Here is a 16069-nt window from a genome sequence, read left to right as displayed (position 1 = left end):
GGGTCAGAGCTCTCCCAGTTTGCGGTAAATTGCTTGTTTAGCGATAGGCACGTTACCTCTCACGCTTACCTGTATGGAGGAGCTCACACTACCGACAAAGGCGGCTTGCCAGATACTGGCACCACTGGCCAACATCAAAGCACAGGTAACAAACATAGCATCACCGGCGCCTGCCGTATCGATGGCTGAGTCTGCAAACGCAGGCAGGTTATCGGTTTCCAGTAAACCGTCCTCGTTCATATGGCGAATAAGTACACCTTCGCCTCCCAGTGTCACCATGAGGTTTTGTGCGTTTAGTTTTTCCACCAGGTCTTTGGATACCTCAATCAGACCGTTGCTGTCGTCCTGCATGGTTTGACGTGCTTCCACTTCGGTTGGTGTTGTCAGCAGTAAATCCTTAAATTTACCTAAGTCACCAACCTGTGAAGAGGTTTGACTATCTGCCACGATGGGAATGTTCTTCGCCCGGCATATATCACTGATTCGATTGACCAGCGCAGGACACAGCAAGCCAAAGTTAAAATCGGCAAACAGTACGATGTCATAGTGCGCCGCATTCGCTTCAAATGCCTGAACAAACTCATTGATCAGTGGCGCGTCAATATCGTGCCTGCGGTAACTGTTAACCCGCAGGAGCGTCTTATCCTTGGCACGATAGCGCAGTTTGTGTGTGGTGGGGCGGGAAGCGTCGTATTTGAGGACGGCTTCGATGCCGTATTCATTAAGCTTTTGCTGGGCAAATTCGCCGTGCTCGTCGCGTCCACAGACACTAAAAAAGGTCACGTTTGCGCCTAAACTTGCGGCATGTCCCGCAACGATACCTGCTCCGCCCAGATACCTAAAAGACTCTAGTGGACTAACGGCAATAGTGGGGTCTTCCTGAGACATACCAATTGCCAGACATTCCTGATACTCATCAACAATGATATCGCCGAGTACTGCGACATTCAGGTTACTGAATTTTTCAAGGAAATGCGACAGCGTATCCTGCGCGACGTCATAGCGTTCATGATAGCGCTGGAGTTGCTGAGATAACTGTGTGTTTTGACGCAATTGTTGTTGGAGTAACTCACGACTTGAAAATAATTTTTCGCCTGAACTGAAAATTAAACGCCCACCATAGGTATCTACAATGGCTTTTTCAGGGTTATCGGCTTTGGAAAATTCTTTGCCCTTCACAATCACGTCAGGTTGAATCTGGGCAATTACATTCAGACGATCCCCGTTCACTACAATTACTTCATCAACGCAATTTAGTGCTTTTAGTGCCATCAGCCTTTCTTCGTTGTCAAAGCAGGCGCTCAGAGACTCATGTCTGTCGTATAGACCAACTACCAGCAAATCGGCTTGCTCTGCGGCGAACAGCAAAAAGCGCAAATGCCCTGGATGAATTATATTGAAGTTACCTGAAACAAAGCACACAGATTTACCTGCTTGTTTGGCGGCAAGAATCTGCTGGAGTGTGGCGTGTTTATCATTCATGTGCGTTACCATCCAATTCGATGATGGCTCTGACTACCTTTTGATTGGTTAAATCTTCCAGGGCCTGATTTATCTGTGTGAGTGTATATGTGTCGGACAAAAAGTGTTGTAGAGGTGCAAGTGACTTTTCGTCGTTTGCAGCCTGATTCAAGAGTGTCAACGGGTTGGCACCGCCTCCCCATGAGCCTTCAATGCTTTTTCCGCAAATAAGCTCAAACGGGTCTAAATGAATTTTGTCACCCTGTTTGGGATGCGAGGCAAACACACACTTGCCGTGTTGGCGATGGATCAGCGCGAACGCAGATTCAATGGTTCGGCAACTGCCGGCTGCTTCAACGATGTAATCGAGTAGTTCGCCGTTATTAGCTTGTTGGATTGATTCGGTCAGCGCGTCTCTTGTTGGATTCAGGGTAACGTGCGCTCCAATACGTCTGGCAAGTGCCAGCTTGTCATCATTGGTATCGATGGCCACAATGAGTCTGGCGCCACAATTTACCGCAGCGATCAGCGCAGCCATACCAATTCCACCTAATCCCATTATTCCAACGCTGTTTTCTGGATTCAGTGACAGTTGGTTTTGCACCATTCCCATACCGGTAGGCAGGGCACATCCGAACAGCACGCCTTCCTTTAATCCTATTTGCGGGGGTAAAGGATAGCAGCGATTTTCTGATACCACGCTGTAATTGCTGAATGTGGTTACAGGGCCTGCATTAATTTTACCTATGGGGGATTCGTATACCGTTCCCCCCGCGTCGACACCTGATCCCTTTAACCAGCCCAGTACAACTTTATTGCCAGGCGAAACCGTGGATACATTTGGACCTATATCAATCACAGTTGCTGTTGCTTCATGTCCGAGCATATGAGGTAAATAGCGATCTACGCCACGCGCACCAGATACTTCCATTAACTGAGAATGACACACGCCGGTATAGTGAATTTTAACCAATACCTGACCATTACCCAATTCAGGGATAGTAATATTGTTAACTATATCCAGTGGCTTGCCACATTCTCTGAGCACGGCGGCTGTGATTGTTCTCATAATACTTATTCGCAACGATTTACTTGTTATCGGCCTAAATATATTTTGCCTTAATTAACCCGTTATCAGGCCCGTAACCATCATCTTTCTGGATGTTCAGTTTAACTATCTTGTTGTTATTCAAAAATCATTCCAATACCAAGCGTTAGATTATTGACGCAATAGGGAGCGAACAATTATACATAGTTATTAGAGGCTATAACTGAATACTGCTTGGTTGCTTACTTTTTCGTCGATGTTTTGCTATATTTGATTGTGGTAGAGGAGAGGATGATGATTAACTTCAATTCAGATTCTGGTGGTTCGTTGCTTCAGCAGGTTCAAAAGAAACAGGATTCCCTGTTTGAAAAGCTGGCATCGGGTAAAAAAATCAATAGTGCGGCTGATGGCGCTGCGGCGCAGCAAATCATCGACCGCCTGACTTCTCAGGTAGAGGGCAACCGTCAGGCGATCAATAACGTGTATGACGGTATTTCTCTTTCGCAGGTCGCTGAAGGCGGACTGGAAGGTATTAATAACGACGTAAACCGCATCCGCGAGCTGTCAGTACAGGCGGGAAGCGGTATTTTAAGTGCAGCCGATAAACAGGCCATCCAATCAGAAATTACGCAACTGCAGGAAAATATCTCGCAAACGATTGAGCAAACCAATTTTGCGGGTAAGCCATTGTTATCGTCAGACAGCGACATTAATTTTCAGGTGGGTGCGCAAGCGGGTCAGCAGATCAGTGTGGGCACTAAAGACATCGCCAGTCAGTTGAGCGGTGTGCTGAATATTGATGTAACCAGTCAGTCCAGTGAAGATATCCTGGCAGCGGCCGATGCCGCTGTAGATGTGGTTGGCAGTGCCCGCGGTGAGTTAGGCGCAGTACAGAATCAACTCGCCAGCACGGCGCGCAACCTGTCGCAATCAGACGTAAACACTGCTGCAGCAAGAAGTCGTATTCAGGATACAGATTACGCGCAGGCGGCGTCACAGCAAGCTGCCAATGATGTGTTGGGGCAGGCTGCATTGTCTGTGCAAGTTCAGGCAAATCAGCAACAGGGCTCAGTATTGAGTTTACTAAACGGCTAAATTGCCGCATTTTTAGACAAAGGCTGGTTATCCAGCCTTTTTTGTATCTGAGATCCGCCTTTTTCGTTGCGATTCACTGCGTTACCGCTACAATTGCTCTGCGCAATATACAATCCTCCGGCAAATTTCAACTTGAACAAATGTTGCCAGGCTGCTGCCAAGCTGCCGCCAAGATGGGATATGGCAATTCTCCAAAAGAACTTTGCTGCCCCACTGCACAAATGCGCGAGGATTGGTATAAACTAGTGAATAATAACAAACGCGTTTCGGGGAACGAATGAAGGATATTCTGCTTGTCAGTGACAACCAAGCTCTGGTTCAGAATTTACAAACAATTCTGACATTTTTGGGCGAGTCCTGCCGCTCCTTCGCTGTTTCTGAAGCGTCTGCACAATTAACCGAGTTATCACCTACCGCGGTGTTGCTGGATGTGTCTTCCGACGAACAGGCGATTGCCCTGGTGAAGTCGTTTCCTATGCATCCTTTTGTGGCTGTTCACACGGGGGAACAGCCAGTTCCTACAGTTGGCAATCTGGTAGGGCATGTCAACCTGCCGATTACTTACCCTGTGCTCACCCAGGCCATTCACCGTTGTCAGGAATACATTCGCAGTCATCCTGTGCGCAACAGTGCTGTGCCCATGAAGACGCGGTTGTTCCGTAGTCTGGTTGGCAAGAGCGAGCAAATTCAACTAGTGCGCCGGTTAGTGGAGCAGGTCGCACCCACCGATGCAACGGTACTGATTTTGGGTGAATCCGGTACAGGCAAGGAAGTGGTTGCCCGCAACGTGCATTTTTTATCCGAGCGCAAAGATGGCCCGTTTATTCCTGTGAACTGCGGAGCCATTCCCGGTGAACTGCTGGAGAGTGAGCTTTTCGGTCACGAAAAAGGCGCATTTACTGGTGCGATTAGTTCGCGAAAAGGTCGCTTTGAATTAGCTGAAGGCGGTACGTTGTTCCTCGATGAAATTGGCGATATGCCACTGCAGATGCAGGTAAAGTTGCTGCGTGTATTGCAGGAGCGCATTTTTGAAAGGGTCGGTGGTCATAAGCCGATGGCATGTAACGTGCGCATTATTGCTGCAACGCACCGGGACCTGGAAAAAATGATAGCGGAAGACAAATTCCGCGAAGACTTGTATTACCGACTGAATGTATTCCCTATTGATAGCCCCGCATTGCGCGAGCGTCGTGAAGATATTCCGTTGTTATTGCAGGAGCTCATTACCCGGATCCACGGAGAAGGTGTCGAGCCGGTTAAATTTACCGAGCGTGCAATCAGCTCCCTAATGGAGCATAACTGGTCAGGTAACGTAAGGGAACTGTCTAATCTGGTTGAGCGTTTGATGATCCTCTATCCAGGACAAATTGTTGACGTTCAGGAATTACCCCCAAAATACCAATATGGCGATGTAGAGCCTTTTGAGCCCGACTACCCGGAAGAAGTACTGGAGCGTGAGGCATTTAATGCTTTGTTCGCCGAAAGTGCCGCGCAGGATGAAGCTGAAGCGGAGCCTGTCATGAATGGCTTTCTGCCTGACGAAGGTGTTAACCTCAAAGAATATCTGTCAGAGCTTGAAATTAATCTCATTCAACAAGCGCTCGAACAACAGGATTGGGTTGTGGCACGTGCAGCTGATAAACTCGGTATGCGCCGCACAACACTGGTCGAAAAAATGCGTAAATACGATATTCAGCGATAAGTCAGTTGTACTTTTAGGCGCTGAATTAAGCGCTTTGCCACATCACTTTCGCAATTCACATCGCTATTTTAAGTAATTCACTTCCTCTGTATGCAAATTGGTATTATCTCTATTTCGTCAGTAAATTGACATAATATTGCCACTGCGGCAATTTATAACTCATTGAAAAATAGTCGTTAATTTTTGGCACGGCAAATGCTATCCCCTTGGATATGTTAAATAGTGTCTGCAAATTGACGAGGATCCCATGGCATTAAAAAGTCGTTCTGCCAACCTCATTGAGGATATCACCGACGCCCAGTCCGGCGCCGGCGCTACGCTCACAGATTTAAGTGTTGCCCGTGACAAAGCACAAGCTCAGCAACAGGAACTGGCCTCACTCCAACAACAGGCGTCGCGGCTGAGCCATTTGTTACAGGTTATGCCCGCTGGCGTAGTAGTAATCGATGCTCAGGGGATCGTGCGTCAGGCCAACGAGCAGGCAAAAGTGTTTTTAGGCGAACCCCTGGAAGGTGAATTGTGGCGAACCATTATTGCCCGTTCATTTAAACCAAGAGCGGATGATGGCCATGAAGTGTCGTTGTTCGACGGGCGCAGAGTTAAGCTATCTATCACACCTTTGGTGAACGAACCCGGCCAGCTTATCGTGCTCACTGATCTTACCGAAACCCGTCAGTTGCAGGCGCGCCTGAGTCATTTACAGCGATTGTCTTCATTAGGAAAAATGGTTGCTTCACTGGCACATCAAATTCGCACGCCATTATCGGCTGCCATGCTATATGCAGCCAATTTAACCCGTAAGGGGTTAGGTGCTGATGCCAGTCATCAGTTTGCCAATAAACTGCAAGACCGTTTAAAAGAGTTAGAGAGTCAGGTAAATGACATGTTGTTGTTTGCCAAAAGTGGCGAACAACAAGTGGTCAACGACATCTCAGTTGAAACCCTGTTCGATGCTATCGAAGCCACAGCGCAAACCATGGCAGCGGGCATGAATCAACAGCTGGTTTTCAAAGGCCAGAATATTGACGCGCGCATTACCGGCAACCTTACTGCACTGCAAGGCGCAGTATTAAACCTCATTCAAAACGCCAGCCAGATTAGCCCTAAAGAGAGCACTATTCAGGTACAGTTTCGGTTGCAAAATCGTTGGTTGGTCGTTGCTGTATCCGATCAGGGGCCGGGTGTGAGCGACACGGTAAGACAAAAGATTTTTGAGCCGTTTTTCACTACCAAAACTCATGGTACAGGCCTTGGTTTGGCAGTGGTGAAATCAGTAGCCAATGCGCATCAGGGTAAAATTCAGGTAACCAATTTGCCAGACGGCGGTGCATGTTTCTCAATAATGCTGCCGCGGGCGTTTTCCACTGACGTTGAACCATTAACGTCGGTCATTAAGGGGTAATTCATGCCAAAAACAACTGTATTGATCGTAGAAGATGATGCCGGCCTGCGTGAGGCGTTGGTAGATACGCTGTTATTGGCAGACTATCAGGTTGTCGCGGCAGACAGCGCTGAGCAAGCCATTATGATGCTGGGGCGGCAGCCGGTGGATATTGTGATCAGCGATATCCAAATGGGCGAAATGAACGGACTGGCACTGCTTAAAGCAATTAAGGCTAAAGACGCCAATTTACCTGTTTTGTTAATGACAGCCTATGCCACCATCGACGATGCGGTGCAGGCAATGCGTGATGGTGCAACCGACTACCTGTCGAAACCGTTTGCTCCTGAAGTGTTACTGAATTTGGTTAGTCGTTATGCACCAGCGCAAAAAGTGGAATCTCGTCAGCCGGTGGTAGGCGATCCGCGCAGTGAAGCGTTACTAACGCTGGCGCGCAAAGTTGCCCGTTCGGAAGCCACCGTGATGGTATTGGGACCGAGTGGTTCAGGTAAAGAAGTGCTATCGCGATACATCCATGACAATTCCCAGCGCGCCGCTAATCCGTTTGTGGCTATCAACTGTGCGGCTATCCCGGAAAATATGCTGGAAGCAACGTTATTCGGCTATGAGAAAGGCGCGTTTACCGGTGCAATTCAGGCTTGTCCGGGCAAGTTTGAACAAGCCCAGGGCGGTACGTTGTTACTCGATGAAATTACTGAAATGGATTTAGCGTTACAGGCTAAGTTGTTACGGGTGTTACAGGAAAAAGAAGTTGAACGTCTGGGGGCGCGTAAAACCATTGAATTGGATGTGCGGGTGATCGCTACCAGCAACCGTGACTTAAAAGAAGCTGTGGCGAGAGGGGACTTCAGAGAAGACCTGTACTACCGCTTAAACGTATTTCCGATCACCTGGTTGCCCTTGGGTCAGCGCAGTGGGGATATCATTCCACTGGCTGAGCATCTAATTTCGCGGCATGCAAGCCAGCAAGGACTGGGTAATTTTACGCTGAGTGCTTCGGCCCGCAATAAACTGTTGCAACACGCCTGGCCAGGTAACGTACGCGAACTGGAAAACGTGTGTCAACGCGCATTAATCCTGTGTGAAGGGACTACTATTGACGCAACCGACCTGATGATTGAGTCGTTGTCAGCGCAACCAGCTAGTTCACCTGTGTTCGATGAACCTGAAGAAGACAACAGTCGCCTGGGCTCAGAGCTTCGTCATCAGGAACATCAGATCATTTTAGATACGCTGAATGCCTGTAAAGGCAAGCGCAAAGATGTTGCCGAGAAGTTGGGGATCAGCCCGCGTACGCTTCGTTATAAGCTGGCAAGAATGCGTGATCAGGGCATAGACGTGCCAGCATGATTTTCACTGAATAAAAAGGCGCTGAAGCGCCTTTTTTCATGTTGGCGCTACAAACTGACGGCTAGCGTTGTTTAACCGTTGCGTCTAATGAACTGGCTTTATATTCGTGAACAATAGCCAGAAATGCGCTCAGTAACGGTGAATCATCTTCCTTTAGATAAATACAGCTTAAATCTACCGTGGCGTTATTCGGTAAGCCAGTTAACGGTAAATAGGTTACACCAGGAAGCTTGAGCACACTGGCTGAACTGGGGATCAGGCAAAAACCGAATCCGGCCGACACCAACGCAATGCCGGTAACCGCGTCTATCACGGTTTGCGAGATATTCATACTGGTGCCTGAATCCTGAAAGACTCGCGACACCAAATCTACGAAATTTGGACGCGCGCCTTTGGGGAATACAACAATAGGCTCGTTATCCAGTTGTTTGATATCAATAACATTTTGGCTAGCCAGGGGGTGATCTTCCCGAATGGCCACCATGAGCGTATCTCGTAAAATCATTGTTGAGTCAATGTCTGGCAGGGGAGCCAGTAGGCGGTTAAATCCCACTGAGATGCGCTTTTGTCTGAGTGCTTCAATTTGTTCCGCTTTGCTCATTTGATGCAGCACGATATTGACACCAGGATAGGCCGCTTTAAAGCGCTTCAGAATGTCAGGAATGGTATTGAGGATCCCCGAGCCAAATATGGCAACATCCAGTCGGCCCAACTGACCTTTTCCAGCGCGCTGCGTGCGCTCCTGAGCCAGTTCAATGAGGCTTAAAATATTGCGGGATTCTCGTAAGAAAAGTTGGCCTGCAGACGTTAAGTCCACACCCTTAGCGGTGCGCTCAAACAGCTTTACCTGAAGCTCATCTTCCAATTGCTGAATTTGTCGGGTTAACGGCGGTTGTGAAATAAATAATCTTTTCGCAGCACGACCAATATTTCTTTCTTCCGCTACTGCGACGAAATAACGCAACTGTCGAACATCCATCAGAGGTTACTCCTTATATGAACCTGTCATACCCTAAGGGTATCAAGAGGGGGTGTCAATAGTATTGGAAGGTAATTAACAGTAATTATACATTTCGTTCACAACGCGTGATTTATGCAGTGATAAAGGCATCTCGAACCATCTCTGATTCAGTTTGTTCGGGTGCTCTTAACACCACACTCGGTAGCGAATGCGGCTTCTTTAGTGGATTCGATAGTAGTTGGAGTGGAGTGCACTATCACGCAACTCAGCATAGTGAAACACTCTAGGAGGAACACAATGAATGACGTGTGGGTGAAACAAAATAATAAAACGTTGTCACGCAACGCACTCGCCGCCGCCGTCGCTTTTGGGTTGACGGTTTCAGCGCACACCGAGGCTACAACTATTGATACCGGTAACCCGGATTTGCGGATCCGTTGGGACAATACTGTGAAATACAGCGCTTCTTTCAGGGTTGCTGATGTTGATCCCAACGTTGCCGACGCATCGCTTGGCCCCCAGGCCAATACTAATGACGGTGATCTTAATTTCGGTAAAGGGTTAATTTCGAATCGCCTGGATTTACTCTCAGAATTTGATTTGCGCTACAAAAAACAATACGGATTTCGCGTCAGTGCGGCCAGCTGGTATGACTCGGTATATCACGACAGCAACGATAACCCGGCAGCGTTAGGTGGGGCTCTGATTAACGCGCAATCGGTTCCTGCTGGTGAGTTCGCTGAAGAAACCAAAGATCTGCATGGTCAATACGGCGAAATTATGGATGCATTTGTGTATGGCGGGTTTAACTTCGGCCGCAAGCAACTGAATGTGAAAGCGGGTCGCTTTACCCAACTCTATGGTGAGAGTCTGTTCTTTGGCTCGAATGCGGTTGCCGGCGCGATGACCAGTCTGGATCTGGCCCGCGCATTATCAGTCCCCCAGTCTGAATTTAAGGAAGTGGCACGACCCACCGGTCAGTTAGCCGCTCAGCTGCAGGTTAACTCAAAGCTAACCCTGGCTGCGTACTATCAGTTTGAATGGCGCAAGTCACGCCTTCCTGCCGCGGGAAGCTACTTTGCATTTGCCGATTTCGTGGATAAGGGCGGTGAAACGGTTATTTTAGGCCCCGGTACCATCGTGCATCGCACAGAAGATATTACTGCTGACGATTCCGGGCAATTTGGTTTTCAGGCCCGTTATAAAATAAACGACTATGAAGTTGGCTTCTATGCGGCACAATTCCACGACAAGCTACCACAGTTTTATGTTCGTCCCGGTATCAATGTGAGAGACGGTGGTATTGGTGATTACGCCCAGGTGTTTGCTGAAGATATTAAGGTTTATGGCCTGAGTGTGAGCACACTGGTGGGAGAAACTAATATCGCAGCTGAAATGTCGATGCGTCAGGATATGGCACTGGTGGCCACGGGTAACACGGTTATTTTGCCCGGTGATACGGTTTCTGATGGGGGCGACAACTCGGCCTTCCCACGTGGCGATACCTTCCACTTTAATGCGTCGATGATCACAATATTGAACGAAAATAGTGTGTGGGATGCTGCTTCATTCATCGGCGAGTTTGCGTTTAACCGCCGCCTGAATATCTCTGAAAATGCTGATCAACTGGATCCGCTGGCAACCGAAAATGCCAGTGCTATTCAATTTGTGTTTGTGCCGGATTACTTCCAGGTTTTACCGGGCCTAGATTTGCAGGTGCCTATTGGGTTTGGTTATGGCATTGACGGTCGTTCTTCGGTAAATGGGGTTCTGTTCCCCGCTGAGCATGGCGGAAACGCCAGCATTGGTCTTAAAGGTGATTACAACCGCACATGGCGATTTGCCGTGAACTTTACCAAATACCTCGGCGAGGCAGGCTCGGTTATTCAATACGACACGCCAGTGCCCACGCTTTCCTACAAAAACTTTCACGGCGACCGGGATTTCATTTCGTTGTCGGTTCAACGCACTTTCTAATGTTCGAAGACAGGAGAATCATGATGTTTAATAAAATTCGTACCGCAATGACGCTGGCCCTGACTTTGGCTGTTGTCCCTGCCACCATGGCCGCTGGTAAAGATGCCGCCAAACTCGGCACTGAATTAACACCATTGGGAGGCATTGCGGCGGGTAATGCCGATGGCTCGATCCCGGCGTGGACTGGAGGTCAGACTGAAAAGTTGGCCGGCAAGCATGCGGGAGATATACCGTTGGAACTATTTGCTGATGAAAAACCGCTCTATCGCATTGATGCTGGCAATTACCAGCAATACGCTGCGCAGCTTTCCGGTGGAACCATCGAGTTACTGAAGAAGTACCCGGACACCTTTTACCTTGATATCTATCCGTCGCACCGCACAGCCGCTGCACCGACCTATGTTTACGATGCAGTTAAGGCCAACGTGACCAATTGTGAACTGGCCGAAGGTGGTTACAGCATCGAAGGCTGTATCGGTGGTATTCCGTTTCCAATGCCTGAAAATGGCTTTGAGGTAATGTGGAATTTCCTGCTACGGGTAGAAGCGCCATCCATTGAATACACTTTTAAAAATGTGGTAGGTAACGCGGATGGTTCACATACGCTGGCAACCCGCAACGAAATCTCTTTCCAGTACCCGCCTTATTACCGTGATGCGGATCCGGATAACTGGAATGGCGAATATTCAATGTTCCGGTTCAATACTATGGAGCCGCCATTTAAAGCAGGTGAATCACTGGTCATTCGCGACAGCATTGACGCTGATAACCCGCGCAAGGCCTGGCAGTACCTACTAGGGCAGCGTCGGGTTCGTCGGGCGCCTACCGTTGCTTATGATACGCCTGACTTTGTTGCATCAGGCGCCAACTACTTCGATGAAGTTCAGGGATTGTTGGGGCATATTGACCGCTACAGCTGGGAATTGGTAGGTAAGAAAGAGTTATTTGTTCCTTACAACAACAACGGCTTTATTGCGCCAAGTGCAGAAGAAGCTATTGCGGATTTTCACTTGAATCCACAACACGTTCGCTGGGAAAAGCATCGCGTATGGGAAGTTAAGGCAACCGTTGCAGATGGCAAGCGTCACGCTGTGCCTACCCGGACGTATTACATAGACGAAGATTCCTGGGTTATTTTGTTGATGGACGGATTCGACGCTGAAGGCAATTTGTGGCGAACCACTCAGGTTACTCCTTTCGTGGTGCCTGCCGTACCTGCGACACTAATTAAAACGGCAACCGTGTTCAATTTGCAGGCGAAGACGATGAGTGTCATTCAGTCACTTAACGGAGAGACTTTCCGGGTGGTTGACGTTAAACCTGAAACCTTCTTTACCGGTGATGCTGTGGCAGCTGATGCTGTTCGCTAACCCTTGTTCAGGCCCGTTATTTCGGGCCTTTTCACTGATACCTATCCGGGATTGTGTTCATGAAACGAAATAATGTAGATAGCTTGTTCGGCTTTTCTTCGTCTTCTTTTTTTCTGGCTATTCTGTTACTGGTTGCGCCATCTTCAGTGACTGCAGAAGGCACTGCCGAATCTACACTCAAGGATGTTCTTGTGTCACCTGCAAAGCAAAACAGGGCCAGTATTCAGGCACTTCAATTGGGCTTGGCTCGTGCTGGTAACACGTTAATCTCTGTTGGCGAGCGCGGTGTAATTTTGCAGTCGGATGATCAGGGGCTGCACTGGGTTCAGGCCAAATTTGTGCCTGTGTCAGTTACGTTAACGGCGGTTACGTTCAGCGATCCTTTGAATGGCTGGGCGGTTGGTCACAGTGGCGTGATACTGGCAACCAACGATGGTGGAAATACCTGGCACAAACAGCTCGATGGCGAACAGGCAGCTCAACTCGCTTTGGCTGAGGCAGAATCACTTATTGAAGCAGGTGATGTGCGAGGAGAGCGAGCAAGAAGTAATGCCGGTTACCTGATTAAGGAAGGTGCCGATAAGCCTATTTTAGATATTTACTTTGCCAATCAGTTCGATGGATGGGCAATTGGTGCCTATGGACTGGCTTTCGCAACAAATGATGGTGGGGAGCACTGGCATTCCATCATTGCGCAACTGCCTAATCCTTCAGGCAAACACCTATATAAAGTGGTTCGTTCGGCCAATGAACTGATTTTTCTTGGTGAGCAGGCTGCTGTTTTCACTTCTAGCGATGACGGCAGTACATTTTCAACACTTGAGACGCCTTATTACGGTAGCTTCTTTGATGGCCTGTTGTTTGAAGATGGGACCCGATTGCTGTTTGGTTTGCGCGGAAATGTCTGGCGTCAAAACAAAGGTAAAGGCCGATGGAAACGAGTTGAACTCGATTCTGAAGTCACCTTAACCAGTGGATTGGTTACCGGCGAAAAAACAATTTTACTCGCCGATCAAAGCGGTCAACTTTTCCTGAGCCGCGACGCTGCAACATCATTCAGCCTGATGGGGCAGGCGCCATTTGGTGGTATCACCGACATTATTCAGATCCCCAATGGCTTTGCTGTTTCAACAGCACGTGGTGCCCATGTAGTCACAGACACTAATTTACTAAGCGGGGAAGTACAATAATGACCAACCACACTCCGTTAACGTCACAAGGCGAAACACTTATTCGACACCTTGAAGACTTTGATACCCGTTCTGGTCGACTACTTGAGCGGGCAATATTTAACTTCAGGCCGTTGATAATACTGCTATGTTTACTGATCACCTGCGTGCTGGGTTATCAGTCTGCGCAACTCACGCTGAGCGCCGCATTTCAAAAAATGATCCCCAGTAACCATCCGTATATCCTTAATTTTCTGGATAATCGAAAACAGCTGTCGGATACCAGCAATGCGCTGCGAATAGCAGTTCATAATACCAAAGGGTCTATTTTTGACGCGCACTATCTGGACACGCTTCGACAGTTAAATGATGAATTGTTTTTGATGCCAGGTGTTGAGCGGCCTTTTATGAAATCGCTGTGGACACCAGCTGTGCGCTGGACAGGTGTTACCGAAGAAGGTCTGGATGGCGGTCCGGTGATTCCCGATGACTATGACGGTTCTCAGGCATCGCTGGATCAGGTGAGATTAAATGTAGAACGTTCTGGTGAAGTAGGGCAACTGGTATCGGGCAATTATGCATCGAGTATCATATTGGTGCCTTTACGAGAAGTGGATCCGGATGGCAATCAACTGGATTATCAGGCATTTTCTGAAAAGCTTGAAACGCTTCGGTTGAAATATCAGAAAGACGGTATCGAAATCCATATCACGGGCTTTGCCAAAGTCATTGGTGATCTCATCGACGGACTCCAACAGGTACTGGCATTTTTTGCAATAACGATCGCCATCGCAACCGCCGTCCTGTTTGTCTATACGCGTTGCCTCCGCAGTACATTATTAGTTGTCAGCTGTTCCTTGATTGCCGTTATATGGCTGCTTGGTCTGCTACCTACATTGGGGTATGAATTGGATCCGTACTCAATACTGGTGCCATTTCTGGTATTTGCTATTGGCATGAGTCATGGCGCGCAGAAGATGAACGGCATTATGCAGGACATCGGACGGGGGATTCACAAACTTCTGGCGGCACGTTACACATTCCGTCGACTTTTTCTGGCCGGGATAACCGCGCTGATATCAGATGCCGTAGGCTTTGCTGTGCTGATGGTCATCGATATTCCTGTGATCCAGGATTTGGCGGTGACCGCCAGTATTGGTGTTGCGGTACTGATTTTCAGCAACCTTATTTTGCTCCCTGTATTGCTCTCCTACACCGGTGTTGATGCATCTGCCGCGCAGCGGAGTATTAAAGCAGAATTGCGAGATAACGCTGATGTAGCGCACAAAAAGCACCCACTCTGGGCATTTCTGGACCTGTTTACACGTAAAAAATACGCCTCGGCTACGGTTGTTAGTGCCATCTTCTTAGGTATTGCAGGCAGTATAGTCAGTATGAATGTGAAAATTGGTGACACTGATCAGGGCGCACCGGAGCTTAGGCCCGACTCTCGTTATAACCTCGACAATGCTTTCATGACTGCAAACTACGCTACCAGTTCGGATGTCTATGTGGTAATGGTTAAGACAGAACAATATGCCTGTGCCCATTACGATACCCTGATGGCGGTGGATACATTGGAGCAGGAGTTACGTCAGCTTCCGGGGGTGGTTACCACGTCCTCGTTAGCGGGTTTGGCCAAGGTTGCCAATGCTGGTATGAATGAAGGCAATTTAAAGTGGTACGGTATTCCGCGTTCTCAGGGAATGCTAAACGCTATCATTACCCGTGCTCCGCGTGAAATGTTCAATCAAAACTGTGACTTGCTTACCATTTTCGCCTACCTGACAGATCATAAATCTGACACGCTTAACGACGTTGTACATACAGTTGAAGCCTTTGCTGCACAGTACAACACCGAAAAATATCAGTTCCTGAATGCGGCGGGTAATGCTGGTATAGAGGCCGCTACAAATATTGTGGTGGAGAAAGCCAATACCCAAATGTTGTTATATGTATATGGGGCTGTCATTGTACTTGCTTTCATTACTTTCCGTTCCTGGCGAGCCGTAGTGTGCGCCATTTTGCCGCTAATGCTGACGTCCATTTTGTGTCAGGCCCTAATGGTCTGGCTGAATATTGGCGTAAAGGTGGCCACATTACCCGTTATTGCACTGGGTGTCGGAATAGGTGTGGATTACGCGCTTTATATTCTTACTGTTATGAAGACCCGGTTACAGGATGGATTAAGCCTGTCGGATGCCTACTATGATGCTTTGCTGTTTACTGGAAAAGTGGTGGTGTTAACAGGTATTACGCTGGGAATTGCAGTAGCTACCTGGGTATTTTCACCCATTAAGTTCCAGGCTGATATGGGCATATTGCTGGCCTTTATGTTCATTTGGAACATGTTAGGGGCACTTATCCTGCTACCCGCGTTAGCGCGATTTTTATTGCCAGTGAAAAACATTACGCAACGTGAAAAGGCATTATAGGTTTTGTCAATGGCCGGTATTTTGCATTTACAATGTGTTAACACTATTGCGGTAAATAGGTATGATGAAGCGAATTGCTCCTAACCCCTGTTTTTGGAA

11 protein-coding genes are annotated in these 16069 nt (G+C 48.2%); 8 read left to right on the top strand and 3 right to left on the bottom strand.

Annotated elements, in window-relative coordinates; all coding sequences use genetic code 11:
* Window positions 1–3 precede the first annotated feature (3 nt).
* Window positions 4–1482, bottom strand: a complete 1479-nt coding sequence (locus tag FJ444_RS01400) for a PfkB family carbohydrate kinase (RefSeq protein ID WP_181405020.1) — start codon at window positions 1480–1482, stop codon at window positions 4–6.
* Complete coding sequence (locus FJ444_RS01395; RefSeq protein WP_219993857.1) at window positions 1475–2530, bottom strand: zinc-binding dehydrogenase; 1056 nt, start codon at window positions 2528–2530, stop codon at window positions 1475–1477. The genes FJ444_RS01400 and FJ444_RS01395 overlap by 8 nt, the downstream gene beginning before the upstream one ends.
* Window positions 2531–2803: 273 nt before the next feature.
* Here FJ444_RS01395 and FJ444_RS01390 point away from each other — a divergent pair, with 273 nt between their 5' ends.
* From FJ444_RS01390 to FJ444_RS01375, 4 genes are all read left to right on the top strand, one after another.
* Window positions 2804–3604 (top strand): flagellin, encoded by an 801-nt coding sequence (locus tag FJ444_RS01390; RefSeq protein ID WP_140956447.1) that lies wholly within the window; start codon window positions 2804–2806, stop codon window positions 3602–3604.
* A gap of 277 nt (window positions 3605–3881) precedes the next feature.
* The gene (locus FJ444_RS01385) at window positions 3882–5306 is read left to right on the top strand and encodes a sigma-54 dependent transcriptional regulator (protein ID WP_140956118.1); all 1425 of its coding nucleotides are present in this window, start codon (window positions 3882–3884) and stop codon (window positions 5304–5306) included.
* A 247-nt stretch (window positions 5307–5553) separates the two neighbouring features.
* On the top strand, window positions 5554–6708 hold the full coding sequence (locus FJ444_RS01380; RefSeq protein ID WP_140956117.1) for a PAS domain-containing sensor histidine kinase: 1155 nt from the start codon (window positions 5554–5556) through the stop codon (window positions 6706–6708).
* A gap of 3 nt (window positions 6709–6711) precedes the next feature.
* The gene (locus tag FJ444_RS01375) at window positions 6712–8058 is read left to right on the top strand and encodes a sigma-54 dependent transcriptional regulator (protein ID WP_140956116.1); all 1347 of its coding nucleotides are present in this window, start codon (window positions 6712–6714) and stop codon (window positions 8056–8058) included.
* 61 nt (window positions 8059–8119) lie between these two features.
* Here FJ444_RS01375 and FJ444_RS01370 read toward each other — a convergent pair whose 3' ends face one another.
* Window positions 8120–9037, bottom strand: coding sequence for a LysR family transcriptional regulator (locus FJ444_RS01370; RefSeq protein WP_140956115.1), 918 nt, complete (start codon window positions 9035–9037; stop codon window positions 8120–8122).
* 279 nt (window positions 9038–9316) lie between these two features.
* On the opposite strand from FJ444_RS01370, the gene FJ444_RS01365 reads away from it, so the two are divergent.
* Genes FJ444_RS01365 through FJ444_RS01350 form a run of 4 tightly spaced genes read left to right on the top strand, consistent with a single transcriptional unit; the run spans window position 9317 to window position 15970 of the window.
* Window positions 9317–10996, top strand: a complete 1680-nt coding sequence (locus FJ444_RS01365; RefSeq protein WP_140956114.1) for a DUF1302 domain-containing protein — start codon at window positions 9317–9319, stop codon at window positions 10994–10996.
* Window positions 10997–11016: 20 nt separating this feature from the next.
* The gene (locus tag FJ444_RS01360) at window positions 11017–12366 is read left to right on the top strand and encodes a DUF1329 domain-containing protein (RefSeq protein ID WP_219993856.1); all 1350 of its coding nucleotides are present in this window, start codon (window positions 11017–11019) and stop codon (window positions 12364–12366) included.
* Between the two features lie 59 nt (window positions 12367–12425).
* Window positions 12426–13556, top strand: a complete 1131-nt coding sequence (locus FJ444_RS01355) for a YCF48-related protein (protein WP_140956113.1) — start codon at window positions 12426–12428, stop codon at window positions 13554–13556.
* The gene (locus tag FJ444_RS01350) at window positions 13556–15970 is read left to right on the top strand and encodes an RND family transporter (RefSeq protein ID WP_140956112.1); all 2415 of its coding nucleotides are present in this window, start codon (window positions 13556–13558) and stop codon (window positions 15968–15970) included. Before FJ444_RS01355 ends, FJ444_RS01350 begins: the two co-directional genes overlap by 1 nt.
* Window positions 15971–16069: the final 99 nt, after the last annotated feature.

It is taken from the genome of Aestuariibacter sp. GS-14, assembly GCF_006494365.1.
GTDB classification, from domain to species: Bacteria; Pseudomonadota; Gammaproteobacteria; order Enterobacterales; family Alteromonadaceae; genus Alteromonas; species Alteromonas mangrovi.
Note: the sequence above shows the minus strand (reverse complement) of the source record. Positions and strands in the feature narration are given on the sequence as shown.